We start from the raw sequence: 26,699 nt of genomic DNA on the forward strand, positions 1-26,699 counted from the left end.
TGCCTTCCTAGAAAGGGGCCTTTCCGAGGGAACCTGCCGGGCATCAGGCTCGGGCAAATTCATTCGTATGCAAATGATATCAAGTTCGCCGCAATTGTCAAAGCGGAGCGATGGCCGGGGCACGTCACGGACTGCTCGGCACAGCTTTGTTATGGCTTGAGAGGTTGACGCCGACAGTCATCTGGTCAAGGTTCCGTCTCCGGTCGCGTCAGTGGCACTTCGACTGGAGCCCAAGCCAAGACAGAGGGAGGCCGCATGGCCGCAGAAGCGCTCATCGTCATCGACCTGCAGAACGACTTCTGCCCCGGCGGCGCGCTGGCGGTGGCCGGCGGCGACGAGATCGTGCCGCTGGTCAACGATCTGATCCGCCACACGGAGCATGTCGTATTGACGCAGGACTGGCATCCGGCCGGCCATTCGAGCTTCGCCTCCAGCCATCCCGGCAAGCAGCCCTTCGAGACGATCGAGATGCCTTACGGACCGCAGACGCTCTGGCCGGACCATTGCATCCAGGGCAGCCTCGGCTCGGACTTCCATTCCGGACTTGCCTGGACCAAGGCGGAGCTGGTGATCCGCAAGGGTTTCCGCACGGCGATCGACTCTTACTCGGCCTTCTTCGAGAATGACCATACGACACCCACCGGTCTTGCCGGCTATCTGAAGGAACGCGGCATCGAGACCGTCACCCTGGTCGGGCTCGCCACCGATTTCTGCGTCGCCTTCTCGGCGCTCGATGCGGTGAAGCAAGGCTTCAAGACGACTGTGCGGCTCGACGCCTGCCGCGGCATCGATCTCAACGGGTCGGTCGACACGATGATTGCACGCATGCGCGAAGCCGGCGTGACGCTCGAAGATCATTTGTCGGACTGACTGTGGACGCAAAGGTCTCGTGTCCCAAGACAGGATTATCGCCTCCGGATGAGGACCCCCTCACCCGGTTTGCCAGCCGGATTGCGAAGGGCAATCCGGGGCAATCCGACCTCTCCCCAATGGGGAGAGGAGGTCACCAGTCTGCGGCGCCGGGATGCGGGCTCCCCCTTCTCCCCTTGTGGGAGAAGGGGGAGCCGAAGGCGACGGATGAGGGGTGTTCCAGGGAACGCCGGCGTCTCACTCCGCTGGAGCACCCCTCATCCGTCTCGGCGCTGCGCGCCGATCCACCGCCCGGGGGCGAGCCACGGGTCTCGCCCCGTCCTTCGGACCCCACAAGGGGAGAAGGGAGGGCGCGCAGCGGCCGGATGAGGGGGCTTTTCTCATACGTAACCGCGCTCGCCGTTGCGGTGCTGTTTCCAGCACAGGCGCTCGCCGCCGAGGCTCATGAGCTGCCCGGCGCCGCGATGTCGCTCTGGTGGGCACTGCCCTTCGCCGGACTGCTTTTGTCGATCGCGACCGGGCCGCTGCTCTTTCATCATGTCTGGGAGCATCACTACGGCAAGATTGCCGCCGCCTGGGCCGCTTTGGTGGTTGTTCCCCTCGCGGTCGCGTTCGGCGTTCCGATGGCAGGCGAGGCGGTGCTGCATACGCTGCTGACCGAATACATGTCCTTCATCATTCTTTTGTTCGCGCTCTATACGATTTCGGGCGGCATCCTGCTTGCGGGCAACATCCATGGCACGCCGCTGGTGAATGCCGGCCTGCTGCTTGTCGGCGCGATCCTGGCCTCGGTCATCGGCACGACGGGAGCCTCGATGATCCTGATCCGACCGGTCCTGCGCGCCAACGACAACCGGCCGTTCAACGCGCATGTGGTGATCTTCTTCATCTTCCTGGTATCCAACATCGGCGGCTCGCTGACGCCGCTTGGCGATCCGCCGCTGTTCGTCGGCTTCCTGCGCGGCGTCGATTTCTTCTGGACCACGGTGCATATCCTGCCCGACACGCTGTTCGTCGGCGGCCTGGTGCTCGCCGTCTTCCTCGCGCTCGACATCGTCCTGCATCGCCGCGAGGCCGGCATGCCAAAGATCAAGGACCCGACGCCGGACACGAAGGTGCGCCTGCGCGGGCTGGCCAATTTGCCGCTGCTGGCCGGCGTCATCGGCGCGATCCTGCTTTCGGCGAGTTGGAAGCCGGGCGTGAGCTTTTCCATCCTCGGCGTCAGCCTGGAGCTGCAGAACCTGGTGCGTGACGCGATCATCCTTGCGCTGGCCTTTCTGTCGCTTCAAGTCTCGTACAAGAGCCACCGCCAGGCGAACGGCTTCACCTGGGGTCCCATCGCCGAAGTGGCGAAATTGTTTGCCGGCATCTTCATCTGCATCGTGCCGGTCATCGCCATCCTGAGGGCAGGTCACGACGGCGCGCTGGCACCGCTGGTCTCGCTGGTCACCTCGGCGGACGGCCAGCCCAACGACCTCGCCTATTTCTGGCTGACCGGCGCGCTGTCGTCCTTCCTCGACAATGCGCCGACCTATCTCGTGTTCTTCGAGCTTGCGGGCGGCGATGCGAAGCACCTGATGACGGAGGCCGCCTCGACGCTCGCCGCGGTCTCGGCCGGTGCGGTGTTCATGGGCGCCAACACCTATATCGGCAATGCGCCGAACTTCATGGTGTTTGCCATCGCCAGGCATCGCGGCTTCAAGATGCCCGGCTTCTTCGGCTACATGGCGTGGTCGGGCCTGGTGCTGATCCCGACTTTTTTGATCGCGGGGTTTGTGTTCTTCCGTTGAGCCGAGACACGACCAGCGTTGGCGATGCCCTTGTCGGGTGAAGCCGACGCCGCCGGCAGCCGCTGGCATGGAGTAGCCGGATGGCGACGGCGCTTGCGTATGCGGGGCCTGCAGTTTCTGCTATTGTCGAGCAGGTGCGGAGTTGGGTTGGGGCGACAATGACGACCATCGAGAAGCTGCCCTATCTGTCAGCCGAATTCCTGGATGGCTTGACGATTTCGACGTCCGACGTGGTCGATGAAATCGAGCGACAGATCATCGGTCAGAGGCGTGGCGAAGTATGGTGCGCGCCGAAGGCGGTGGTGCTGCCAGGCGACGACCGCTACATCATGGCGACCCTCGGCGTCGCGACCGAGCCCCGGGTGCTGGCGACCAAATCGCTGGTGGTCAACCCCCGCAACGCCGAGCGGGGACTTGCAACCCTGAACTCGCTGGTCACCCTTCTCGATGCTGAGACGGGTCTGCCGCTTGCTGTGGTCGACGGCAATTGGGTGACGTCCAAGCGTACGGCCGGTCTAAGCGCCGTGGCAGCCAGGCGTCTGGCTCGGGCCGACTCAGCGTGCGTCGCGTTCATCGGATGCGGCGTTCAGGCGCGCGCTCATCTCGAGGTCCTGGCCGATCTTTTTCCGCTGCAGGAGATTCGGGCCTTTGGTCGGGGCACAGGCAATCGTGACGCACTCTGTCGGATGGCTGAGACACGTGGTCTGACCGCAGTGGCGAGCGATACCGCCAAAGAGGCGGTCGAATCTGCTGATATCGTGGTGACAACGGTCACTTTGGTGCCCGAGCCCGCTTCATTTCTGGATGCGCGTTGGCTGAAGGCCGGAGTCTTCGCGACCATGACCGATCTGGCCCTGCCCTGGCTGCCTGAAACCATGGCTGTCTTCGATCGCATCGTGATAGACGACTTGGTGCAGGAGGCGACGATGAGCAGACCGATGGTCAAGCCCGAACTCGTTGCCGGCGACTTGACGGGTTTGGTCGGCGGCGACGTGTCGGGTCGTCAAAGCGCGAGTGAGCGAACAGCTTTCACGTTCCGTGGCATGGCGGTCGGCGATCTTGCAATAGCCGGCCTGGCATTCGTACGCGCGAAAGCGATCGGCGCGCTGGACGACTAGCGTGAAGGCCCAAGGCCTGGCTCAACCTACGCCGACATACCGCCGAACCGCCGAAGGATCGGAGCGCAGTTCCTCGACATCGACCGTCTCGCGGTTGCGGCCGTTCTCGATGAAAGAGACGCGGTCGGCTACCGAGAGCACGGCATCGACGCGCTGCTCGACCAGGATCGTCGAGACGCCGAGCTCGCGTAGCTTCGCCACCGTCTCGCGGATCTTGGCGATCATCGACGGCATCAGCCCTTCGGTCGGCTCGTCGAGCAGAAGCACCTGCGGTTCCAGGCAAAGCGCGCGCGCCATGGCGAGCATCTGCTGCTCGCCGCCTGAGAGCGTGCCGGAACGTTGCCTGAGGCGTTCCCTGAGCAGCGGGAAGAGATCGAGGACGTTCTCACGCGTCGCCTTGCCCTTGGCTCGCGCCATCAGGCCGATCTCGATGTTTTCCGCCACCGTCATATCGGCGAACAATCGCCTGCCCTGCGGCACATAGGCAACGCCGGCCTTCGGCACGTCATGCGCGGCGAGCCCGGTCAGTTCCTTGCCGTCCAGCCTGATCGAGCCGGCCGCCGCCGGCACCAGCCCCATGATCGCTTTCAGCGTCGTCGTCTTGCCGGCGCCGTTGCGGCCGAACAGGCAAAGCACCTCGCCCTTGTTCAGCACGAGATCGAGGCCGTAGAGCACCTGGACCTCGCCATAGAAACAGTCGAGGCCGGAAATGGTCAGCAGCCCCCTCTCAGTCCCGGGGAGATCAGCCATGGGTCGCTCCGAGATAGGCATCCTGCACTTCAACGTCGGCGCGGATCTGCTCCGGCGTGCCTTCGGCGAGGATCTTTCCCGAATTGAAGACGGTGATGCGGTCGGCAAGCTGCATGACCACCGGCATGTTGTGCTCGATGAGCAGCACGGTGGCGCTTTTGGCGATCTCGCGGACGAGGACGATAAAATTGTCGATCTCGCTGTCGGCCAGGCCTTGCGTCGGCTCGTCAAGGATCAAGAGGCGCGGCTTCAGCGCCAACCCCATCGCGATTTCCAGCAGGCGCTGGTGGCCATAGGAAAGGTGCGCGGCCAGCGTGCCGGCGCGGTCGGCGAGGCCGATGCGCTCCAGCGCAGCCATGACACCGCTCCTCACCTGCCCCTTCGAGCGGCCGTCGGTCAGCGTGCGCTGCACCGGCAACGCGACATTGTCGAAAGCCGTGAGATTGGCGAAGACGCTGGTGATCTGGAACGTGTAGGCGACGCCGAGGCGAACCCTTTTGTAAGCCGGCATGCCGGTGATGTCGGCGCCGTCGAAGACGATCGTGCCGGAGGACGGCCGGATGCGGCCGCTGAGCAGGCTGACGAAGGTGGTCTTGCCGGCGCCGTTGGGGCCGATGATGGCGCGGATCTCGCCCGGCATCAGTGCGAAGTCGACGCCGTCGACGGCGCGCAACCCGCCGAAATGACGCGACAGGCCCTTGGTGGTGAGCAGCGGCGTCATGGCAGCCATCCCAGCCAGCGCTGGCGGATGCTGCCCAGAATGCCCTTCGGGGCAAACAGTACCAGCAGGATGAGCGCGACGCCGACGATCAGCAGATAGGCCGAGGTGAAGCCGCTGGTGATGTCGGTGACATAGTACATGAAAAGCGTGCCGATCAGCGGCCCGAGCGTCGTCGCGGCGCCGCCGAGCAGCACCCACAGCAGGGGCAGGATCGAGTACTGCACCGAAGCGAAACTCGAGCCGATATAGCCGAACAGCAGCGCATAGGCCGCGCCGGATGCAGCGCAGATCGTGCCGGAGAGGACCACGGCGGCGAGCTTGTTGGCGACCGTGTCGTAGCCCAGCATCCTGGTGCGCTCCTCGTTCTCGCGGATGGCGACCAGCACGCGGCCGAAGCGGGAGCGGACGACGGCAAGCGTGATGAACAGCACGACCGAGAACAGCGCCAGCGCACTCATGTAGCGCACGGTCGGGTTGGTGAGGTCGAACGATGTGCTGCCGAAATTCAACGCGCGCGACGTTTGCTGGATGACCAGGCCCTGGTCGCCGCCGGTCCAGGCGGCGAAATAGAGGATGAGCAGATAGAAGACCTGCGCGAACATCATGGTGACGATCATGAACGCCACACCAGAGGTGCGCAGCGCGAGCAGGCCGATGACCAGGGCAAGCAGCGCGCCGCAGGCCACACCGGCAATGAAGCTTTCCGGCACGCCCCAGCCCAGATGGTACACCGTCAGCCCGGCGCCGTAGAGGCCGGCCGAGAAGAACATGGCATGGCCGAGGCTGAGCAGGCCGACATAGCCGAAGAGCAGATTGTAGCCCATGGCGAAGACGGCGAGCGTCATGATGCGGGCGAAAAGCCCCTGGTGGTAGTCAGGCAGGACGAAGTTCAGGACGAACAAAAGCGCGATGATCCCGATATGCGGGGCGTAGGTCTTTGCCAGCGAAACATCCTTCATCGCTGAGTGGTCCCAAACAACCCTTGAGGCCGGAACACCAGCACCATGGCGACGACCAGCGTGGCGATGATCTTGGCCAAAGTCGGCGAGAAGAACATCGAGATGATGCCGTCGGAAAGACCGATCAGGATGGCGGCGACCACGGTGCCACGCAGCGAGCCCAGCCCACCGATGATGACGACGATGAAGGACAGGAGCAACGGATCCTGTCCCATCAGGTAATGCGCCTGGCTGATCGGCACGATCAGCACCGCGGCGATCGCCGCCAGCATGGCGCCGATGGCGAAGACGCCGGCATAGACGCGCTCGACCGGAATGCCGAAGGCCTGCGCGGTCTCGCGATCGTACTGCGTGGCGCGCATGATCAGGCCGATCTTGGTGCGCGTCAGCACCAGCCAGGTCAGCACGAGGAGAATGGCGGAGGCCGCGACCACCGACAGCTTGTAGCCGGAATAGCCGAACCATGGCAGGAGGATGCGGTAGCTGAAAGGCGGCTCGACCGGGCGCGCCTCCGGCCCGTAGAAGGTCAGCGCCAGTTGCTGGATGATGTAGAGCATGCCGATGGTGGCGACGATGGTGCTTTCGGGATTGTAGTTCAGCCGGCGCAGCACAAGCCATTCAGCAAGAAACGCGACCAGCCCGACCAGCAAGGGCGCGATCACCAGCGCGGCAACGAAGCCGACCGCCGGATGGCCCGAGATCGCCGTCGAGACCGCCCAGGCAAGCACCGCGCCCAGCATGAAGAACTCGCCGTGGGCGACATTGACGATGCGCATGACGCCGAAGACCAGCGACAGGCCGAGCGCCGTCAGCGCCAGCACGGCGGACGTGACGAGGCCTTCGAGGGCGGCTAGGAGGAGGTGGGGTCCGAAGTGCATGGATTACACACAGGTTGGCGCCAAGTGCACCCCCCTCTGCCCTGCCGGGCATCTCCCCCTCAAGGGGGGAGATTGGATGTCACGGCCGCCTTCGCAAATGGCGAACGTCGCAGAATGAGTGCCGGCGCGCGAGCTGCCGATCTCCCCCCTTGAGGGGGAGATGTCCGGCAGGACAGAGGGGGGTGGCTTGGCGCCCACGCTTTGCTGGTAGGGCAAGCCTAGAGCGCCTGCGCCGTGTAATCCCCTTCCGGCTCGTAGAGGCCGTCCTCGATCTTGGTCTTGTGGACGACCTTCAGCTTGCCGCCTTCGACCTTGGAGATGTTCTGGATGCCGAAGCACTGGTGGATCTTGCCGTTGAACGTCTTGGGGCCTTGCGGATGCTCCGGCCCTTCGGCGAATTCTTTCAGCGCCTCGGTGGCCTCGACCAGCTTGGCGCGGTCTTCCGGCCCCTTGTAGCCGGCATCCTCCATCGCCTTCTTGACGACGTAGAGCGTTTCCCAGCAGCCGAACATGTGCGAGGCGGTGGAAATGTCCTTCGGGTCGCCGACGGCGGCGCCATTGTCGTCGATGCCGACGGCGGCGCGATAGGCTTTCTGGGCGGCGGAATCGTCAGGCTGCGCGTAGCGCGGCGAGCCTTCCCAGAAATGGCTGCCGTCGAGGAATTCGAGGCCGGGGCTGTTGATGTCGACGGCCTCGAGCGAGTCCATGAAGCCGAAGAGCTGCGGCCTTTGCGAGCCGTAGAACTCACCGAGCTCCTTGACGAAGGTGAGCACGGCCGGGCCGACCATGACGTGGTAGATGACTTCGGTCTCGGCCGGAATCTGGGGGAAGTACTTGGTGAAGGACGACTCCGTCGGCGGGATGGCGATCTGAGCGATGACGTCGGCCCCTTGCGCCTTCAGCGCCGGCGGCAGGTAATCGCGATGGTCGTAGCCGAAGGCGAAGTCGGGGAAGATCTGCGTCACCTTCTTGCCGGCGTTCGCCGCAATCCACGGCGCCATCGACTTGATCTGGCTCTTCACGTCGGTGATGCCGGGCTGGAAGACGTAGCGGTTGAGCTTGGTCGAGGCGACATGATGGCCTTCGCTGACCACGAAATAGGGGATCTTGTTCTCGCCGGCGGCGGGCGCCGAGCCGATCACGACGTGCGAGAACAGCGTGCCGAAGACGATGTCGGTCTTGTGCTGCTTGGCAAACTTGCCGACAACCTCGGCGCCGCGCGCGGGATCGGTGCCGTCATCCTCGATCACCAGCTCGACCTTGCGGCCGTTGATGCCGCCGGCGCCGTTGATCGCCTTGACCGCGGCAGCGCTCGTCTTGTCGTACCAGCGACCGTAAGCGGCGCCGATGCCGGTGCGGTGCAACTGAAAGCCGATCCTGATCGGCGCCGAGCTCTGCGCCTGGCTGTAGCGAACGAAGCCTGGGGCCAGCGCAAGGCCGGCACCAGCGGCCATGCCCTTCAGCGCGGTGCGGCGCGTAAGAGTGGTCTTGGAGAGGTCGAAAAATCCGTTCTTGTCAGCCATGTCCGTTCCCCTGTTTTTTCAGTCTTGACCAGCGATAAGGCGGCTCGCTCCTCCTTGCTCGGAGGACGCGAAAATTGCATGTGTACAAACTAAATCACCAAAGCCGTGACCTGGCAAGCGAGCTTCCCCGGGGACACTCTCACCCAGCGGTCGGCGTGGCAAGCAGCCACAGGCCGAAGATCGTGTAGGCGATCATCAGAAGCGTCAACGGAAGCTGGCTGAGCGCCGCGCGAGAGGCTTGCGAATGCAGCCGCGCAGCGAGGCCATGCGCGACGAGCACGGCCAGCACATGACCGCCGATGATGACGCCGGCCTGCAGATTCCACAGCCACCAGGCCGACCCGGCGCCGGCCGCGACGCCCACCTCGACCAACCTGTCTGCGGTGCCGAACAGGTTCCAGCCAAGGCCGAAGGGATCGGAAAAGGCGACCAGCGCGTACTGGCCGTCGACGAGCAGCACCGTCAGGTAATGCGCGATATGATAGGCGAGCGCGATCGGCACGATCGACCACACGAGCAGGCCGGCGGCCTTGCCAAACGAATGCTCGTAACCGGCAAGGCGCTGGCCGAGAAAGACGGCGAGCGCGAACACCGCCGCGAGCAGGACGAAGGTGAGGACGAGGCCGAAGCTGCCGATGCCGATCAGCGCGGTGCGGCCCGGAAATTCCAGCGGATTGACGCCGAACAGGCCGAGCCAGAAGAAGGTCTTCGACAAGCCGTCGAAGGATACCGAAGACAGCGCCAGCAGAAGGAATGCCGTGCCGCTTGGCGGCAACGGTTCGGCGGCAAGCAGCCTGGCACCCGGCCAGCAGAGGCTGAGCCTGCCCTCGTCGCGCTGGAAGGGCGCGAAGCGGGCGACCATGGAAAAGCAGATGCCGAGGAATTCGCCGCGCCGGCTCCAGTCCTCGTAGCCGAAGGCGAGCATGGCGACAAAGCTGACCAGCCAGTAGAGGCCGGCGGCGAGAGCCAGGCGGGACGGATCATCGGGCGCCGGGTCGATAAGCTCGAACCAGGCGAAGGCGAAGAACAGCGCGAAGGCCGGCCAGAAGCCGAACCATTTGGGCAGGAGCGACCGCTGCGTCTCGTCACTACGCCTGCCTGCCAGACGGCTCACGATGCGCCAAGGCCCAAACCACGGGTTGAGCCACGACCAGAGGTCGCCGAACACGCCCTGCAACAGCGTGAAGCCGGCCCACAGCAGCGTCCAGATCGCCAGCGGGAGCGGATTGGAGAGGGGATCGCGGCTGCCGGAGATGCCGGCGGCGATGAGAAGCGCAAAGCCGGCAAAGGAAAGCAGGCTGATGATAGTGCGTGAGCCGTCGCCGAAGGTGAACAGGGAGAGGCGCCGTCGCCAGAAACTGCCGAGGGCTGCCGGCGGCAGCAGCGCCAGAACGAGGAAGCTGACGGCCACGGCAAAAGCACCGCCGGCGATGTAGTAGCCGGTTGGAAGGAGCAAGACATGGCCGCGATCGGAGGCGTGGGCGAAGGCTGGGGTTGGGAGGAGAACGAGGGCGAAGGAGACAGGGGCCAATCTGCAAAGGTGGCGCTCTATGGCGCCCCCCTCTGTCCTGCCGGACATCTCCCCCTCAAGGGGGAGATTGGCAGCTTCTCTGCCGGCGCTTCCCCTGCAAAGCTGAAGATTGGCGAAGGTGGAGATGACAGGATAATCTCCCCCCTTGAGGGGGAGATGTCCGGCAGGACAGAGGGGGGCGCGAAGGAACTCAGCCTATCCAACTTTGCCGTCTCGCAAGGCGATGCCGAAGAACCGGCAGCGTCGTCACACCTTGACCAACTGCCTCACCCGATCCTTCTCGCCAAAAATCCTGAGATACCTTTTGATCTCCTTCTCGTCCCCCGTCGCCTTGGCGGGATTGTCGGAGAGCTTCACCGCGGGTCGGCCATTGGCTTCGCTGACCTTGCAGACCAGCGAGATGGCGTCGAGGCTGTTGGTTTCGGTCGGCGCGCAGCCCTCGAAATCATTGGTCAGGTTGGTGCCCCAGCCGAAGGACATGCGCACCTTGCCCTTGAAGTGACGATAGGTCTCCTCGATGGTCTCGACCTCGAGCCCGTCGGAGAAGATGAGAAGCTTCTGCTTCGGGTCCTTGCCCTTCTCGCGCCACCAGGAGAGGATCTTCTCGCCGCCTTCGATCGGCGGCGCGCTGTCGGGGCGGAAGCCGGTCCAGTCGGCGATCCAGTCCGGCGCGTCGCGCAAGAACGCAGCCGTGCCGAAGGTGTCGGGCAGCACGATCAGGAGGTTGCCGCCATAGTAGCGCTGCCAGTCCTGCAGCACCTTGTACGGCGCCTCCCGCAGCTCCTTCTCGGAATTGGCGAGCGCAGCGAACACCATCGGCAGTTCATGCGCATTGGTGCCGAGCGCCTCGAGGTCGTTGTCCATCGCCAAAAGCACGTTGGACGTGCCGGTGAAGGCCTCGCCGATGCCTTCCTTCAGCGCCTCGACGCACCAGCGCTGCCAGAGGAAAGAGTGGCGGCGGCGGGTGCCAAAATCGGAAATGCGGATGCCGGGCAAGGCCTTCAGGCGCTCGGTCTTGTCCCACATCTTGGCCTTGGCGCGGGCATAGAGCACGTCGAGCGCGAACGGTCCGAAGGAGCGCATGGCGGCGCGCGAGCGCAACTCGTTGATGATGGCAAGCGCCGGGATCTCCCAGAGCGTCGTGTACATCCAGGGGCCGCTGAAGGAGAGCTCGTATTGGCCGTCGCGTTTGGAGAGCTCGTAGCCGGGCAAGCGGAAGTCTTCCAGCCAGGCGAGGAATTCCGGCTCGAATATCTGCTTGCGGCCATAAAAGGTGTTGCCGCCCAGCCAGATCATCTCCTTCTTGGAAAAGCGGAGCGTGCGGGCGTGATCGAGCTGCTCGCGCAATTCGCCTTCATCGATCTCGTCGCCCAGGCGAACCGACGTCGTGCGATTGATCAGCGAGAAAGTGGCGTCGACCTTGGGATACATGCCCCAGATCATCTGCAGCATCAGAAGCTTGTAGAAGTCCGTGTCCAGCAGGCTGCGGACGATCGGATCGAGCTTCCAGGTGTGGTTATAGACGCGCCGCGCTATATCGGTCTTTGCCATACTTGCTGCCGCCTTCGTTGCTCGCTCTAGATTTGTTCCAGGCAATTCCGGACGGAAAACTGCCCGCGCACTTTTCCTGGAACGGCTTTAGCCACAAGCCTCTTAGCATCGAATTTCCGAAAGTTCTGCCCGGTTTGGGAGCTGGCCCGACAAAAAGCAGCTATGCAAGTCCAGTCATCACGACGCTGCCCTGGCGCCGATCACCTTGAGCGACGGGCGTTTCCTGCGGCTCGGCACACGGCCAGCCACGGGCGCATCGGCCCGACCCTCGTCCCGCTCCTTCTCGGCGAACAGCCAGTCGATGAAGAGCTGGACGATCGGCGCCGAGCGCATCTCGTTGCGGCAGACGACATAGAAGTCGTCGACCGCCGGCACCGACAGCGTGAAGGGCGCGACGAGCATGCCCCTGGCGAGCAAGGCGCGCGCTGTCACTGAGTCGCCGAGTGCCACGCCGTGGCCATGGACTGCCGCCTCAGTCGCCATGCGCGCGTCGCCGAGATGGTGGCGGCGGCCACGCTCCAGATCGAGCGCGTCGGCGGCGGCCAGCCAGGTGTGCCACTCACGGCCGTCGTCGCCATGCAGGAAGACGTGATCGGCAAGATCGCGGACGCTGCGGATCGGCCGGTTGTTGATCAGCGTCGGGCTGACCACCGGAAACAGTTCGAGGCCCGACCATTTGCGTATCCAGCAGTCGCTCCAACTGCCGTCGCCGTAATGCACGCAGACGTCGATATGCGGGGCGCGAATATCCCTGGCGTCGTTGGACGGGGTCAGCGTGAGTTGGATGTCCGGATATTGCGCGGTGAAGGAGCCGAGCCGCGGCGTCATCCACAACAAGAGCAGCGCCGGCACGCAGGAGACCGACAATGCCCCGGCGCTTGCCGGCCTCGTCATGCGCTGGGTGGCGGCGGCGATGCCGTCGAAGGCGGCCGAAACCGCCGGCAGGAACTCGGCGCCGTGCGGCGTCAGCTTCACGCGCTGGCCGGTGCGCTCGAAGAGTTTCACGCCGAGCGACTGCTCGAGCGCCTTGATCTGGTGGCTGACGGCGCCGTGGGTGACGTTGAGCTCGCCCGCCGCCTTGGTCAGCGAAGCGTGGCGCGCCGTCGCCTCGAAGGCGCGAAGCGGGTTCAGCGGCGGCAGGCGTTTGGCCACGGACAACTCCACAAGTTTGTGAGTTTTTCTCACAGTGATGACCCTAACAATATCAATTGATTTTTCAAAGCAGCTGCCCGACACTTTTGCCCGGAACAGCTTCAAGAGACGTGAAATCCGCAAGGCTAGCCGGCGGGCAACGATCCAGCTGGCTTGGCAATTGTCCGTGCGGGCAGCGCTGCAAGCAGTCACAGAGGAGGACCGGACATGGGTTACGATCGCGGCAAGCTCGAAGCGTTGCGCCGCAAATATGGCGAGAGCCATGGCGGCGAGATGTTCGACCCGAAATTCCGCAAGGTCGCCGACAAGATCTTCAACAAGTCAGGCACGCGGCTGGCGCCCTATTCCGGCATCCCGACCTTCCTCGCAGCGCCCTACCGGCAGGTGGCCGCCGAAAATCCCGATTTCGGCGACCTGCAGGTGGCGATGATCGGCGTGCCGATGGACCTCGGCGTCACCAACCGACCCGGCGCGCGCTTCGGACCGCGGGCGCTGCGCGCCATCGAGCGCATCGGCCCCTACAACCATGTGCTGGAATGCGCGCCGACGCACGAGCTTCGCGTCGCCGATATCGGCGACACACCGTTCCGCAGCCGCTACCGGCTGGAGATCAGCCACGAGGACATCGAAAAGCGCACCAATCAGATCGTCGACGCCGGCGTGCTGCCGCTTTCGGTCGGCGGCGACCATTCGATCAGCCATCCGATCCTGAAGGCCGTCGGCAAAAAGGCGCCGGTCGGCTTGATCCATATCGACGCCCACTGCGACACCAGCGGCCTGTTCGACATGACCAAGTTCCACCACGGCGGACCGTTCCGCAACGCGGTGCTGGACGGCGTGCTCGATCCCACCCGCACGATCCAGATCGGCATTCGCGGCTCGGCCGAATATCTGTGGGAGTTCACCTATGAATCCGGCATGACCGTCGTGCACGCCGAGGAGGTGACCGGCTTCGGCGTCCCCGCCATCATCGAGAAGGCGCGCAAAATCGTCGGCGACGGCCCGACCTACATTTCCTTCGACGTCGACAGCATCGATCCGGCCTTCGCGCCGGGCACCGGGACACCGGAAGTCGGGGGGCTGACGACGCGCGAGGTACTCGAGCTGCTGCGCGGCCTGAAAGGTCTCAACATCGTCGGCGGCGACGTCGTCGAGGTGGCGCCGCAATATGACTCGACCACCAACACCGCCCATGTCGGCGCGCAGGTGCTGTTCGAGATTCTCAGCCTCATGGTGTTCAGCCCGGCAATCAAGAAGGGCTGACGTCTGTTTATTTTCACGCAATTCCGGACGGAAGCTATGGCGAAGTCTCCAAGCCTAAACCGCGTCTCACTTTTCCTGGAATTGCTCTAACCAACACGGCCGCCGCGCTGGAGCCGGCGGCCGGTTTCAATAACAAGCTTCCAGCAGGGGAACTATAATGACACTTCGCAATGCACTGAAATCCGCCATCGCGGCAGCCATGATGCTCGCCGCCGCCGGCCTCGCCACGCAGGCGAGAGCCGACGCGGTCGACGACATCACCAAGGCCGGCGCGATCAATGTCGGCATCTTCTCGGACTTCCCGCCCTTCTCCTCGGCCAGCGCCGACATGAGCATCAAGGGCTATGACATCGACGTCGCGCAGGCGATCGCCGATTCCTTGAAGGTGAAGCTCAACCTCGTCAGCGTCACCGGCCAGAACCGCATCCCGTATCTCACCGACAAGCGCGTCGACATCCTGATGAGCGTCGGCTACTCGAAGGAGCGTGAGCAGGTGATCGACTTCGCCGCCGCCTACGCGCCCTACTACATCGCCGTCATCGGCCCGGCCGAGCTCGCCGTCAAAGGCAAGGATGACCTCGCCGACAAGTCGATCGCCGTCAACCGCGGCACGCTGGAGGATACCTCTCTGACCGAGGCGGCACCTTCTTCGGCCGACATCCGCCGCTTCGACAACTACAATTCCGTCATCCAGGCCTTCATCTCCGGCCAGACCCAACTGATGGTCGTTGGCAACGACGTCGGCGCGCAGGTGCTGGCCAAGCAGGAAGCGCTGAAGCCGGAGCAGAAGTTCCAGTTGCTCACCTCGCCCTCGCATATCGGCCTCAACAAGAACGAGGACCGGCTGAAGAAGGCGGTGAACGACGCCGTCGCCAAGATGCTGGCCGACGGCAAGCTGGACGAGAGCTCGAAGGCCTGGCTGAAGACGCCGCTTAATCCCGACAACCTCAAGGATTGATCTCCCGAGCGGTTCAGCGCCGCAAGAAGAGCTGAACCGCTCCCGCACTTGTTTCCTGCGCTACGCGCTTTCCAACAAGGCCAATCGCTATGGGCTACAGCCTCGACTTCGGCTGGCTTGCGGGTGCCGTGGGCGCGATCGCGCGCGGCGCGGCGACGACGGTCCTGCTGATCGTCGTCACCACGCTGGCGGGGACCTTGCTGAGCATCCTCGGCGCCGCCGGCAAACGAAATGGCCCGAAGCCGCTCCGGATGGCGATCGCCGCCTATGTCGAGGTGATGCGCAACACACCGTTCCTGGTGCAGCTCTTCTTCATCTTCTTCGGGCTGCCCAGCCTCGGCGTCAGGCTCGATCCGATCCTTGCCGCGATGCTGGCGATGACGCTCAACATGGCGGCCTACACGATCGAAATCGTCGGCGCCGGTCTCGACGCCGTGCCGCGCGGACAGACTGAAGCGGCGCTTGCGCTCGGCCTCAGGCCTCGCCAGGTCTTCATCAAGATCGTGCTGCCGCAGGCGCTGAAGGTGATCTATCCGGCGCTGACCAGCCAGATCGTCATCATGATGCTGGAATCGGCCGTCGTGTCGCAGATCGCGGTGCGCGAGCTGACCTATGAGGCCGATATGCTGCAGGCGCGGACCTTCCGCGCCTTCGAGACCTATCTGGTGGTGACCCTGGTCTATCTCGGCCTGTCGATGGGACTGCGCCGGCTGCTGGTCAGCGGCGGGCGCCGCGCACTCGGAGCCGGCGTGTCATGATCGAATTCACCTTCTGGGACATAGTGCGCAACCTTCTGCTTGCCGCCCGCTGGACGGTGCTTTTATCGCTGGCCGCCTTCGTCGGCGGCGCGCTGGTCGGGCTCATCGTGCTGTTCTTCCGCATAGCCAAGAACAAATGGATCAAGCGGATCGCTTCCGGCTACATCGCGCTGTTCCAGGGAACGCCGCTGCTGATGCAGCTCTTTTTGATGGTCTTCGGCCTGCCGATGCTCGGGCTGCGCATCGAGCCGTGGACGGCGGCGATGCTGGGGCTGACCTTCTTCGCCAGCGCCTATCTCGCCGAGATCTGGCGCAGCGGCGTCGATGCGCTGCCGCGCGGCCAATGGGACGCCGGCGCCAGCCTCGGGCTGCACTATCTGCAGGAGCTCAGGCTGATCATCCTGCCGCAGGCCTTCGCGATCACGCGCGCGCCGACCGTCGGCTTCCTGGTGCAGCTCATCAAATCGACGGCGCTGACCTCGATCATCGGCTTCGAGGAACTGGTGAGGACCTCCAACGCCATCAACAATGCGACCTTCGAGCCGTTCACCGTCTATGGGCTGGTGGCGCTGATCTTCTTCGTCATGTGCTTCCCGCTGACGCAATATGCACGGCGGCTCGAGCGCGCGGCAGTTCGCTGAGCTACGAGCACATCGCGCTGATGCGGCGGTGTGATACGCCACGTTGCCTTGCACGATATGAGCAAACCCCGCCAACGGGCCGACAATTGTTACACGCATCCGTGCCGGTTGAACTGAGGATGGGTTGCCCTACAGCCTTTCACGGAAACGCCGAACCGCTCCGCCTCTTTGTTTCTACGCAATTCCTGACGGAAAACCGCCACGCACTTTTCCTGGAATTGCTCTAAGCCGTAGCTACAAGAGTCGGAAACGCGCGCGATATTCGCTTGGAGTGATTGCGGACGATCTGAGCATCGCCCTGCGCAGGCTCTGCTCGTCCCCCAGACCAACAAGGCGCGCGATCCCCTTGAGCGGGAGTTTGCCGTCTTCCAGGGCACGCTTGGCAGCTTCCAGTCTCAATTGCTCGACGAACTTGGCGGGCGTCCGACCGGTTTCTTGCACGAACCTGCGCGCGAGCGTCCTTGGCGACATGGAGGCTTTGCACGCAAGTGCGTCCACCGAGAGTTCTTCATGAAGATTGCTCGATATCCACGTGATGAGGTCGGCAATCGATCCATCAGCCCGGGTCTGCGCCTCGAACGCCGTGCTGAACTGCTCCTGATTGCCTGGGCGATTGAGATAGACGACGAGGGTCCGCGCAACGTCCATTGCGACCGGTCGTCCGAGGTCTTCCTCGATCAATGCCAGAGCAAGGTCGATCCCGGCGGTCACGCCGGCAGACGTCCAAAGGTTTCCGTCCTTGATGTAGATCGGCCCGCGCTTGACTTTGGCCGCCGGACGGATTTGAGCCAGTTCGTCCAGCCAACGCCAATGGGTGGTGATTGTCTTGCCATCGGCAAGTCCGGCTTCCGCGAGAGCAAAGGCGCCGGTGCAGGCCGAACAGAGCCGGCGCATGCTCGAAGCCCGCGTGCGCAGCCATTCTAGAAATGCGTCCGAGCCGGCGGGAAGGCGACCGCCGCCGCACCCGACCACGATCAGCGTGTCGATCACCTGACCGTCCAACGCCCCCACCGGTTCCGTCGCTATCGGAAGTCCACTCCGCGTGGCGACGGGACCGCCCGACTCGGACAGTATGCGCGTTAGATAGGGATCCCGGCCACCCATCGAAGGATGTGCGCGTGCCACCGTGAAGGCTTCGAGCGGGCCGATAAGGTCGAGCGCGACCATATCGCCGATGAGCACAAAGGCGACGCACCTAGGTTCCGGCGGCGCGATAGACCTGCCTTCATCCATTGGCAGAATTTGATGGAACATTGTCATTCCGTCAACTCGCCAGGCGCCTATGTTGGGAATAGCAACGTGCGAAGCCCAGCAGTTGCGAGACCCTCCGGCAAGCGTCCTGCAGTCGCGTTTGTCCAAGTCAAGCGGAGAGAAAAGATGGAATTCAAGCGCATCGTAACGGGACAGGACCGGGACGGACGAGCCCGCTTCCTTTACAATTTTGTCGAGCCCCACCGCGAAGTCTTCATGCACGTGCCCGGTTTGGTGGTGTCGACCCTCTGGGCAACCGAAAACGAGCCTGCCATACCGGGGAAAGTAACGGATCCGGTCCCGTCGATAACCTCCCTCGTAGCGGCGCCGGGCGAGACCCGGTTCATGAAGGTCGTCTTCCCGCCCGACAGCGTTCTGGAAACCATCAATGACTGGGGCGCCGCGGGTGCCGAATACGCCAGCAGACTGCCCGGCCTCGCCGAGACCTTCGAACCGGAGCACCCCGGAATGCACACAACGCAAACCATCGACTACATCGTCCTGTTGTCGGGAGAGCTTTGGCTGGAACTGGACGATAACGAGGAACGTCATCTCACGCCCGGCGATGTCGTCGTACAGAACGGCACGCGTCATGCCTGGCGTAACCGGGGAACGGAACCCGCTACGATATTCTCGGTTATGGTCGGGGCTGATCCGGAACGGGCATGAAGCGGAGGTGATTGCATACCAGACAGAGAATTCGCTCCGATCGCCGGCATGCGCCCGATCGAGAAACTCGATGAGAGTGCGATCGATCTCGTGCCGATTTGTGGCCACCGCGCTTTCGGCGCTTTGAGCGCCGCCTTCGGCATCCGGATCATCGTCAACAGCTGAGGAGAGCGCCATGCCCGACCACAAGCACGCCGCTACGCACACGACAACGCATGCCCGCCAGCCGATCTCAGGCGAGACAAGGTTGCGTGCGGCCGATCAACCGATCGTCACCACGCAAGAGCTTCCTTCCGCCGTCCCGCTCATGGCACTTTCGACCGGCTTCTGGGCTTTCAAGACCCTGGCTGCAGCACACGAGCTGGGCCTGTTCAGTCACCTTGCCGGCGGTGCCGGCACAACGGTTGCGGAGCTGGCGGAGGCGACCGGTCTCAATCCGCGCCCGGCCGAGATGCTGTTGACCGGCTGCGCTGCGCTCGGGCTTCTGGAGAAAGCGGACGGCCGTTATCGCAATACGCCCCTAAGCGAAGCCTATCTCGTGCGCGGGAAGCCGTATTACTTCGGTGGCTTCGTGCAGATGGCCGACAAGCGGCTCTATCCGGGCTGGGGCAGACTTGCCGAGGCGCTGCGCACCAACCGGCCAACCACGTGGGACCCGGCAGTGCAATCCTCGATGTTTGACGGCGAGGATCCGACGACGCTGGCACTCTTCTGGGAGGCGATGCATTCGCTCTCCACGATGACCGCGCGCAAGCTCGGCGAAGCCGTGGATCTCGGTCAATTCCGCCACCTTCTGGATATCGGCGGCGGATCGGGCGCGTACGACATCGAGCTTTGCAAACAGTATGGGGCACTGCGTGCGACCGTGTTTGACTTGCCGCATGTGGCCGCGATCGCCGCGGGAAAAATCGCCGAGGCCGGCTTGACCGACCGTATCGAGACCGCCGGCGGCGACTTCTTCGAACAGCTTCCCAGGGATCACGACGTGCATCTCCTGTCGATGATCCTGCACGATTGGGACGAGGCGAAGGACCGCACCCTCCTGCGCCGCTCCTTCGAGGCTTTGCCGAGCGGCGGTGCAGTCGTCATCAGCGAGCTTCTCGTCAATAACGAAAAGACCGGGCCGGCGCCAGCTGCGCTGATGAGCCTCAACATGCTGATCGAGACGGAAGGGCGAAACTACACGCCGGCCGAATATTCGGCGTGGCTCGAAGAAGCCGGATTCCGCAACATCGAGACGGTCTGGTTCGACGCACCCGCCGCGAACGGCGCCGTGATCGGCCGCAAACCGTAAGACGCAAAAGGCGCAGGATCGCCGGTCGATCAATGCCCGAAGGAGAGCACCAGCGCGATGCGGTCGCGCCTGAGCCAACGCACGAGCAGCAGCGCCGCCACCACGGCCAGCCCCGACGCCAGGCCGATCCAGATGCCGGCGCCGTGGAGGCCGAAATGGAAGGCGAGCAGCACGCCGAGCGGCAGGCCGACGCCCCAATAGCCGATCGCGGCATAGATCATCGGCACCTTGGTGTCGTGCAGGCCGCGCAGCATGCCGGCGGCCACCGCCTGCGCGCCATCGAAGATCTGGAACAACGCGGCAAAGACCAGGAACGACACCGCAAGCCCGATCACCCTGGCATTGCCCGGATCGGCGAGATCGATGAAGGCGCTGATCAGAAGATGCGGCCACAGGATCATCACCAGCCCCATCAGCGCCATGAAGGAGACGCCGATGACAAAGGCGGTCCAGCCGGCGCGCGAGACGCCTTCCGGATTGCCGGCGCCATGCGCAAGGCCGACCCGCACGGTGACCGCCTGGTTAAGGCCGAGCGGCACCATGAAGGAGATCGAGGCGATCTGGATGGCGATCGCATGCGCTGCCAACGAATCCGCGTCGATCAGGCCCATCAGCAGTGCTGCCGCATTGAAGATCGTCACCTCGAAGGCGAGGATGCCGGCGATCGGCAGGCCGAGCCTCAGCAGGCCGCGGAAGCGCGGCCAGTCGGAGCGCCAGAAGCGGCCGAACAGGCGATAGCGGCGGAATTTTTTCTCAAGCGCCACCACGGCGGCCAAGCCGGCAAACATCAGCGTGCTCGATAGCGAGGTGGCGAGACCAGATCCGGCAATGCCCATCGCGTGAACGCCGAGATTGCCGAACATGAACACCCAGTTGAAGAAGGCGTTGCAGGCAACCGCCACGAACACGATGATCAACGCCCAGCCCGGCCGCTCCAGCGCCGAGATGAAGGAACGCAGGACGATATAGCCGTAGAAAGGCAGCACCGCCCATTGCAGCCAGTGCAGGTAGATGCCGGCCTGATGCGCGAGCTCCGGCTTCTGGCCCATGGCCAAAAGCACCTCTTCGCCATCCCAGAGGAACAGCCAGATCGGGATCGAGATCAGGATCGCCAGCCACAGGCCCTGGCGCACGGTGCGGCGCAGATCGCGCACCGAATGGCGGCGGCGGCCGAGCTCGGTCGCCATCATCGGCGAGGTCGCCAGCATCAGGCCGAGGCCGAAGATCAGCGGCATGAAATAGAGGTTGGAGCCGAGCGCGCCGGCGGCCAATGTGTCAGGCCCCAGCCGGCCCATCATCATGACGTCGGTCGCGGTCATGGCGGTCTGGCCGAGATTGGTGAGCACCATCGGCCAGGCAAGCGCCAGCGTCGCCCTGATTTCCTGACGCCAAAGATTTTCCGGCGCGCGAGCGCCGGCTTCGATCGCAGACATTTTCCGCTCTTCAGACCACGGCGCGTCGGGATCATGCCCGGAAGCCGCACGCAAACGGCGCAAAATGGCGCCGTTTGCGTCGTCTTGTGAACGAAATGCGACATATTGGCAAGGGAGGAGGAGCGGCCAGTCGTTGATCCAGCAGGAAGGCCGAACGGCGGCTGCGTTCACTTGCCCGCAGGGTGCTGCTACGGATGTCCGAAGACACAGAGCCGGCGTGAGATGCCGGGAGGAATGGATGCCGTTCAGACGCAGAAAGAACACGGCCGCGATCCCGCGAACGGTGCCGGCCTTCGAGCATATCGTCACCGAAGCGAGCGAGAGCTTCCTGTGGCGGCTCGACGACTATCCATGGGAGCGCAACGTCTGGAATTTTCACCCAGAATACGAGATCCATTTGCTCAGGAAATCCTCAGGCGTCGTGCTGGTCGGCGACCATATCGGCGAGTTCGGGCCGGGCTACCTGACGATCGTCGGCGGCGGCCTGCCGCATGACTGGGTGACGGCGGTGCAGCCGGGAGAGTTGATCGAGGGCCGCGATATCGTGCTGCAGTTCGACCCGGAGCGGCTGCGCAGCTCGGCGGGGCTGCTGCCGGAGCTGCGCGAGCTTGAGCCGTTCCTGGAGCGTTCGCTGCGCGGCATGGTCTTCCATGGCCGCACCGCGGTCGACGGGGCAGAGCTGATGGAGCGGATGGGCACCGTGCAAGGGCTCACCCGCTTCCGCCTGTTCCTCGAACTGGTCGATATGCTGGCCAAGACCGATGAGTACGAGCTCCTGTCGTCGCCGGATTTCTCGCCGGTGCTCGACGCCGCCTCGCTGGACATCATCCAGCGCACGCTGACCTATCTCTTCCAGCACTTCGCCGAAGACCTGAAGCTGCCAGAAGTGGCCGCGCTCGCAGGAATGAGCGAAAGCACGTTCTCTCGCTTCTTCCAGAAGAATACCGGCAACAGCTTCAGCGACCACGTCGCCAAGCTGAGACTCTGGCAAGCCTGCAAACTGCTCGCCGATACCGATATCCCGATCACCGACATCTGTTTCCAGGTCGGCTACATGAACATCTCCAACTTCAACCGCGCCTTCCTGCGCAAGCACAAGATGACGCCGTCATCCTACCGCAAGCTGTCGCGGCAGCGGCTGGCGCTGCGGACGTGATCCGCGAAGATCCAGCGCCTCTCACCGCACTGATACTCGTGTGACAGACAGACTCTGCCTGCGCCATTTTTTGCGCCGCACAATGCATAAAAGTACAGGTTTTCCGCAACAGGGCTTCTAGTCTCGCCCTGTCCAACTCCTCATTTTGGCGACGGGTGGCAGGTCGCCCGGGCGACGGTGAGGGTCGCTTAGCCCGAGGACCTCCGCTTCCCGCGAATGTTCCTGGAGGAGAAAAATCAATGAAATCAAATCGGCTCGCTGCCAGCCTCGGCGCAGCGTTCGTGCTTACCGCTTCCGTATCCACCGCGGCACTGGCGCAGGCGCCGGTCTGCTCGGCACCGGTCAAGGTGCTGGCGCAGCCGCGCGACGGGCTGACGCTTCTGGAGGACTCGAAGGACGAGTTCCAGAAGCTCTCCGGCGCCGGCTTCCAGATCGACTACCTCAACGAGAACGACCGCCGCGCGAAGTCGCGCGCCGACGCCTCCACCGTCGGCATTTACAACGTCTACTATGTCGACGAGGCCAATGTCGCGCTGTTCGCCTCGTCCGGCTGGATCGCGCCGCTGACGGACTATTATCCGGCCGAGTACGACTTCGCCGACTTCGATCCGGGCCGCCAGAAGGTCGCCACCTATGACGGCAAGGTCTGGTTCGCGCCGCTGACCGGCGGCGGCGACCTGATGGTCTACCGCAAGGATGTGCTGGAGGCCGCCGGCGTCCAGCCGCCGAAGACTCTCGACGAGCTGATCGCCGACGTGGCGAAACTGAACGATCCCGACAAGGGCGTTTACGGCATCGCCCTGCGCGGCGCGCGCGGCTCGGGCGCCAATGTCTGGCGCTGGATGCCTTTCTTCAAAGCCTATGGCGGCAAATGGTTCGACGGTGACAAGCCGGCTTTCAATTCGGACGCGGCCGTGAAGGCGACGGAGACCTACCTCAACCTGTTCAAGGACTCGGCGCCCGGCACGCAGACCGGCAGCTGGGATGAATCGACGGGCGCCTTCCTCTCCGGCCAGGTCGCCATCCTCGTCGAATCGACGCCGCTGTCGGGCATGGCGGTCGATCCGAAGACCTCGCAGGTGGTCGGCAAGGTCGGCTTCCTGCCGCCGCCCTCGCCGCTGCCCGGCGGCGGCTACGGACATGGGCTCGCCATCGGCACCAAGGCCAATGCGGACGAAGCGTCGAAGAAGTGCGCCGGCCTGTTCATCGCCTGGGCGACGTCGAAGGAGAACGAGAAGCGCAGACTCGACGCGCACCAGTTCGGCGAGCTCAACCGCACCAGCATCCTCTCCAGCAAGGAATTCGCTGACATCTACGGCGCCGATCTCGGACAGGCGCTGGCCGACACCGGCAAGGTCACGGCGGTGAACTTCTGGCAGGATCCGCGCTGGCCCGATCTCGGCGACCGCTGGGGCATCATCCTCGAGGAGCTGGTCACCGGCACCCGCACCGACATCAAGGGTGGCCTCAACGAGCTCGAGACCTACGCCAACGAGCTGGTGAAGAAGAAGTGATCCTCCCGCCCGTGGCGCGCGGTCGCCGGCATTCGTCGGAATGCCGGGACCCGTGCGCCGCGGGTCCCGCCAGCGATCCGATCATTTTGTTTGAACGCAATTCCTGACGGAAAACCGCGTCACACTTTTCCTGGAATTGCTCCGATATTCCCGAGGATAGGCAATGCGCCGACGCTCTTCCCTGCCCGTCACCTTTCTCGTTCCGACGCTCGCAATCCTGCTCGTGCTGTCTATGGTGCCGACGCTCTATGCCATCGTCATTGCCCTGCAGAACCGCGAATTGAGCGCGCCGGGTTATTCCTGGGTCTGGTTCTCGAACTTCGCCGATCTCTTCCTCGACCGCCGCTTCCTCAACGCCGTCTGGGTGTCGGTGAAATGGGAGGTCGTCACCGTCGTGGCAACGATGGCGGTGGCGATCGGGCTCGGCGTGCTCATGTTCGAGGTCGCCGCGCCGCGCCTGCGCAACATCTACTGCCTGCTGTTCATCATTCCGGTGCTGCTGCCGCGCGTCTCTGCGGCCTTCGTCTGGAAGTTCGCCTATCACCCGCTCTACGGCATCGCCACCTATCCCTACCGGCTCATCACCGGCGGGCTGATCTTCGACCCGCTGTCCAAGGCCTCGACGGCGCTGTTCGCCGTCGCCTCGGTCGATGTCTGGCAGTGGGGTCTGTTCTTCGCCGTCATCGTGCTGAAGCTCTTGGAGACCTTGCCGCCGCAGCCGATCGAAGCGGCGCGGCTCGACCATGCGAAGCGCTGGCAGATCCATGCCTATGTCACCTTGCCGATGCTCAAGGCGCCGCTGATCAGCCTGATGTTCGTCAAGATGATCGAGTCGCTGCGCTCCTTCGACCTCATCTATGTGATGACGCGCGGCGGGCCGGGCGTGGCGACCGAAACGCTCGACATGTATGCCTTCTCCCAGGGTTTCATCGAGTCCGGCAAGGTCTCCTATGCCTCGGCCATGGCGGTTCTGATGATGATCGCGACCGTCATCACCTTCACCTTCCTGTGGAAGCGGGTGCAGGCATGAGGCCATATCCGATAAGACTGGGCCGCCTGATCGCCAAGGCCATGCTGGCGCTGGCCGGTTTCCTGGCGGTGTTCCCGCTTGTCTGGACGGCGCTCAATGCGCTGAAGAACAATGTCGACATCATCACCCGCGTGCCGCGGCTGGTGTTCACGCCGACGCTTGCCAACATCTCCTACATCCTCGGCCGCGACAGCGTGCTGACCGGGCTCTACAACTCGGTCGTCGCCTGTGGCTCGGCCGTCCTGATCGGCGTCGCGCTCGGCCTGCCGGCGGCCTATGCGGTGGCGCGCTATCCCAATCGCTTCGCTGGCGACATCCAGTTCTTCGTGCTGTCGCTGCGCTTCCTGCCGCCGGTGGCGGTGGCTATTCCGCTGATGGTGATCTGGCTTCAGGTCGGTCTCTACGACACCTTGCCGGCGCTCATCGTCACCTATTCGCTGCTCACCATCTCGGTGATCATGTGGCTGGCGATTCCCGCCTTCCAGGGCGTGCCGAAGGAGATCGAGGAAGCCGCCTTCGTCGACGGCTACGGCGCCTACTCCGTGTTCTGGCGGATTGCGCTTCCTGTCGCAGCACGCTCGCTCGCGGGCGCTATCGCCTTCAGCTTCGTGCTGGTCTGGAACGAGTTCCTGATCGCGCTGATGCTGTCGAGCTCCAACGCCAAGACGCTGCCGATCGTCGCCTCGGAGCTGTCGCAGCAAGGCATGAATGTGCCGTGGGGCATCCTCAACGCCTCGGTCGTGCTTCTGTCGCTGCCGCCGCTGCTGTTCCTCGGCGTGCTGAGCGGCTTTCTGAATTCCGTTTTCCGGCAAAAAAAGACTTGATGCGAGGATTGGCCGATGCAGGCACTGGTACTTGAGAAAAAAGGCGAACTGTCGCTGCGCGAGATCGCGCTGCCGCTCGATATGGGTCCGGACGACGTCAGGATCGCCATCCATACGGTCGGCGTCTGCGGCAGCGACGTGCATTATTATACGCATGGCGCGATCGGCAGCTATATCGTGCGCCAGCCGATGGTGCTCGGCCATGAGGCGTCGGGCACGATCGTCGAAATCGGCGCCAACGTCGCGAGCCTGAAAATCGGCGACCGCGTCTGCATGGAGCCCGGCGTGCCGAACCTGTCGTCGCGCGCGACGAAGCTCGGCATCTACAATGTCGATCCGGATGTCCGCTTCTGGGCGACGCCGCCCGTGCATGGCGTGCTGGCCCCCTACGCCGTTCATCCGGCCGCCTTCACCTACAAGCTGCCGGACAACGTCTCCTTCGCCGAAGGCGCGATGGTCGAGCCCTTCGCGATCGGCATGCAGGCGGCCGCGCGGGCACGCATCGTTCCCGGCGACGTCGCCGTCGTGGTCGGCTGCGGCCCGATCGGCATCATGATCGCGCTGGCTGCCCTGGCCGGCGGCTGCTCGAAAGTGCTTATCTCCGACTTCTCCGCGCCCAAGCTTAAGATCGCCGCGCAGTATCCCGGCATCGTGCCGGTCAATATCGGCGAGGAACCGCTGGCCGATGCGGTACGGGCCGTGACCGATAATTGGGGCGCCGACATCGTCTTCGAGGCGAGCGGGAGCCCGAAGGCCTTCGCCAATCTGTTCGATCTGGTGCGGCCCGGCGGCGCGGTGGTGCTGGTCGGACTGCCGGTCGAGCCGGTAAGCCTCGACGTGCCGGCGGCGATCTCGAAGGAAGTGCGTATCGAGACGGTGTTCCGCTACGCCAACATCTTCGATCGCGCGCTGCAGCTGATTGCCTCGGGCAAGGTCGACCTCAAGCCGCTGATCACCGGCACTTACGATTTCATGGACAGCATCAAGGCGTTCGAGCGGGCGGCACAGGGCAACCCGCAAGACGTCAAGCTGCAAATCCTGCTCACCGGCGAGAAGGGCTGACCC

24 protein-coding genes are annotated in these 26,699 nt (G+C 64.0%); 14 read left to right on the forward strand and 10 right to left on the reverse strand.

All coding sequences use genetic code 11. The features are described from left to right. The first annotated feature begins 255 nt into the window (after positions 1-255). The 3 genes from pncA (at position 256) to EJ070_RS07130 (ending at position 3,778) form a co-directional block, all read left to right on the forward strand. Positions 256-870 carry a bifunctional nicotinamidase/pyrazinamidase gene (gene pncA / locus EJ070_RS07120; RefSeq protein ID WP_126090704.1) on the forward strand — a complete coding sequence of 205 codons (615 nt, stop codon included), beginning with the start codon at positions 256-258 and terminating at the stop codon, positions 868-870. 365 nt (positions 871-1,235) lie between these two features. Further along, on the forward strand, positions 1,236-2,660 hold the full coding sequence (locus tag EJ070_RS07125; protein WP_126090705.1) for a sodium:proton antiporter: 1,425 nt from the start codon (positions 1,236-1,238) through the stop codon (positions 2,658-2,660). A gap of 158 nt (positions 2,661-2,818) precedes the next feature. Next, positions 2,819-3,778 carry an ornithine cyclodeaminase family protein gene (locus EJ070_RS07130; protein ID WP_126090706.1) on the forward strand — a complete coding sequence of 320 codons (960 nt, stop codon included), beginning with the start codon at positions 2,819-2,821 and terminating at the stop codon, positions 3,776-3,778. A 21-nt stretch (positions 3,779-3,799) separates the two neighbouring features. Here EJ070_RS07130 and EJ070_RS07135 read toward each other — a convergent pair whose 3' ends face one another. From EJ070_RS07135 to gcvA, 8 genes are all read right to left on the reverse strand, one after another. After that, entirely contained in the window at positions 3,800-4,528 is a 729-nt protein-coding gene (locus tag EJ070_RS07135; RefSeq protein WP_126090707.1) for an ABC transporter ATP-binding protein, read from the reverse strand. Next, positions 4,521-5,249, reverse strand: coding sequence for an ABC transporter ATP-binding protein (locus EJ070_RS07140; protein WP_126090708.1), 729 nt, complete (start codon positions 5,247-5,249; stop codon positions 4,521-4,523). The genes EJ070_RS07135 and EJ070_RS07140 overlap by 8 nt, the downstream gene beginning before the upstream one ends. Continuing rightward, positions 5,246-6,208 carry a branched-chain amino acid ABC transporter permease gene (locus EJ070_RS07145; protein WP_126090709.1) on the reverse strand — a complete coding sequence of 321 codons (963 nt, stop codon included), beginning with the start codon at positions 6,206-6,208 and terminating at the stop codon, positions 5,246-5,248. The genes EJ070_RS07140 and EJ070_RS07145 overlap by 4 nt, the downstream gene beginning before the upstream one ends. Further along, positions 6,205-7,086 carry a branched-chain amino acid ABC transporter permease gene (locus EJ070_RS07150; RefSeq protein ID WP_126090710.1) on the reverse strand — a complete coding sequence of 294 codons (882 nt, stop codon included), beginning with the start codon at positions 7,084-7,086 and terminating at the stop codon, positions 6,205-6,207. The genes EJ070_RS07145 and EJ070_RS07150 overlap by 4 nt, the downstream gene beginning before the upstream one ends. A 218-nt stretch (positions 7,087-7,304) precedes the next feature. Further along, positions 7,305-8,609, reverse strand: a complete 1,305-nt coding sequence (locus tag EJ070_RS07160; RefSeq protein ID WP_126090711.1) for an ABC transporter substrate-binding protein — start codon at positions 8,607-8,609, stop codon at positions 7,305-7,307. Between the two features lie 139 nt (positions 8,610-8,748). After that, positions 8,749-10,188: a hypothetical protein gene (locus EJ070_RS07165; protein WP_126095666.1), complete on the reverse strand. Its 1,440-nt coding sequence runs from the start codon at positions 10,186-10,188 to the stop codon at positions 8,749-8,751. 198 nt (positions 10,189-10,386) lie between these two features. Then, positions 10,387-11,691: a nicotinate phosphoribosyltransferase gene (pncB, locus tag EJ070_RS07170; protein ID WP_126090712.1), complete on the reverse strand. Its 1,305-nt coding sequence runs from the start codon at positions 11,689-11,691 to the stop codon at positions 10,387-10,389. A 177-nt stretch (positions 11,692-11,868) separates the two neighbouring features. Continuing rightward, positions 11,869-12,843 (reverse strand): transcriptional regulator GcvA, encoded by a 975-nt coding sequence (gene gcvA / locus EJ070_RS07175; protein ID WP_126090713.1) that lies wholly within the window; start codon positions 12,841-12,843, stop codon positions 11,869-11,871. A 207-nt stretch (positions 12,844-13,050) separates the two neighbouring features. Between gcvA and speB the strand changes: the two genes are divergently transcribed. From speB to EJ070_RS07195, 4 genes are all read left to right on the forward strand, one after another. Further along, complete coding sequence (speB, locus tag EJ070_RS07180; RefSeq protein ID WP_126090714.1) at positions 13,051-14,106, forward strand: agmatinase; 1,056 nt, start codon at positions 13,051-13,053, stop codon at positions 14,104-14,106. A gap of 157 nt (positions 14,107-14,263) precedes the next feature. Continuing rightward, on the forward strand, positions 14,264-15,064 hold the full coding sequence (locus tag EJ070_RS07185) for a transporter substrate-binding domain-containing protein (RefSeq protein ID WP_126090715.1): 801 nt from the start codon (positions 14,264-14,266) through the stop codon (positions 15,062-15,064). 89 nt (positions 15,065-15,153) lie between these two features. Then, the gene (locus tag EJ070_RS07190; RefSeq protein WP_126090716.1) at positions 15,154-15,822 is read left to right on the forward strand and encodes an amino acid ABC transporter permease; all 669 of its coding nucleotides are present in this window, start codon (positions 15,154-15,156) and stop codon (positions 15,820-15,822) included. Further along, entirely contained in the window at positions 15,819-16,463 is a 645-nt protein-coding gene (locus EJ070_RS07195; RefSeq protein WP_126090717.1) for an amino acid ABC transporter permease, read from the forward strand. The genes EJ070_RS07190 and EJ070_RS07195 overlap by 4 nt, the downstream gene beginning before the upstream one ends. A gap of 234 nt (positions 16,464-16,697) precedes the next feature. Here EJ070_RS07195 and EJ070_RS07200 read toward each other — a convergent pair whose 3' ends face one another. Beyond that, positions 16,698-17,717: a helix-turn-helix domain-containing protein gene (locus EJ070_RS07200; protein WP_210211973.1), complete on the reverse strand. Its 1,020-nt coding sequence runs from the start codon at positions 17,715-17,717 to the stop codon at positions 16,698-16,700. A gap of 123 nt (positions 17,718-17,840) precedes the next feature. Here EJ070_RS07200 and EJ070_RS07205 point away from each other — a divergent pair, with 123 nt between their 5' ends. Further along, on the forward strand, positions 17,841-18,383 hold the full coding sequence (locus EJ070_RS07205; RefSeq protein ID WP_126090718.1) for a cupin domain-containing protein: 543 nt from the start codon (positions 17,841-17,843) through the stop codon (positions 18,381-18,383). Between the two features lie 175 nt (positions 18,384-18,558). Next, positions 18,559-19,677 (forward strand): acetylserotonin O-methyltransferase, encoded by a 1,119-nt coding sequence (locus tag EJ070_RS07210; RefSeq protein ID WP_245464831.1) that lies wholly within the window; start codon positions 18,559-18,561, stop codon positions 19,675-19,677. A gap of 29 nt (positions 19,678-19,706) precedes the next feature. Here EJ070_RS07210 and EJ070_RS07215 read toward each other — a convergent pair whose 3' ends face one another. Continuing rightward, positions 19,707-21,110 (reverse strand): MATE family efflux transporter, encoded by a 1,404-nt coding sequence (locus EJ070_RS07215; protein ID WP_126090719.1) that lies wholly within the window; start codon positions 21,108-21,110, stop codon positions 19,707-19,709. 238 nt (positions 21,111-21,348) lie between these two features. Here EJ070_RS07215 and EJ070_RS07220 point away from each other — a divergent pair, with 238 nt between their 5' ends. The 5 genes from EJ070_RS07220 to EJ070_RS07240 all read left to right on the forward strand — a co-directional run bounded on the left by EJ070_RS07220 (position 21,349) and on the right by EJ070_RS07240 (position 26,696). Further along, positions 21,349-22,266 (forward strand): AraC family transcriptional regulator, encoded by a 918-nt coding sequence (locus EJ070_RS07220; protein ID WP_126090720.1) that lies wholly within the window; start codon positions 21,349-21,351, stop codon positions 22,264-22,266. Between the two features lie 239 nt (positions 22,267-22,505). Next, complete coding sequence (locus tag EJ070_RS07225; protein ID WP_126090721.1) at positions 22,506-23,780, forward strand: extracellular solute-binding protein; 1,275 nt, start codon at positions 22,506-22,508, stop codon at positions 23,778-23,780. Between the two features lie 163 nt (positions 23,781-23,943). Beyond that, the gene (locus tag EJ070_RS07230; RefSeq protein WP_126090722.1) at positions 23,944-24,810 is read left to right on the forward strand and encodes a sugar ABC transporter permease; all 867 of its coding nucleotides are present in this window, start codon (positions 23,944-23,946) and stop codon (positions 24,808-24,810) included. Next, a complete protein-coding gene (locus EJ070_RS07235) occupies positions 24,807-25,634 on the forward strand; it encodes a carbohydrate ABC transporter permease (protein WP_189350418.1) in 828 nt (275 codons plus the stop codon). Before EJ070_RS07230 ends, EJ070_RS07235 begins: the two co-directional genes overlap by 4 nt. Positions 25,635-25,649: 15 nt before the next feature. Next, the gene (locus EJ070_RS07240; RefSeq protein WP_126090723.1) at positions 25,650-26,696 is read left to right on the forward strand and encodes an NAD(P)-dependent alcohol dehydrogenase; all 1,047 of its coding nucleotides are present in this window, start codon (positions 25,650-25,652) and stop codon (positions 26,694-26,696) included. Positions 26,697-26,699 lie beyond the last annotated feature (3 nt).

The organism is Mesorhizobium sp. M1E.F.Ca.ET.045.02.1.1, from assembly GCF_003952485.1.
In the GTDB taxonomy this organism is placed as follows: Bacteria; Pseudomonadota; Alphaproteobacteria; order Rhizobiales; family Rhizobiaceae; genus Mesorhizobium.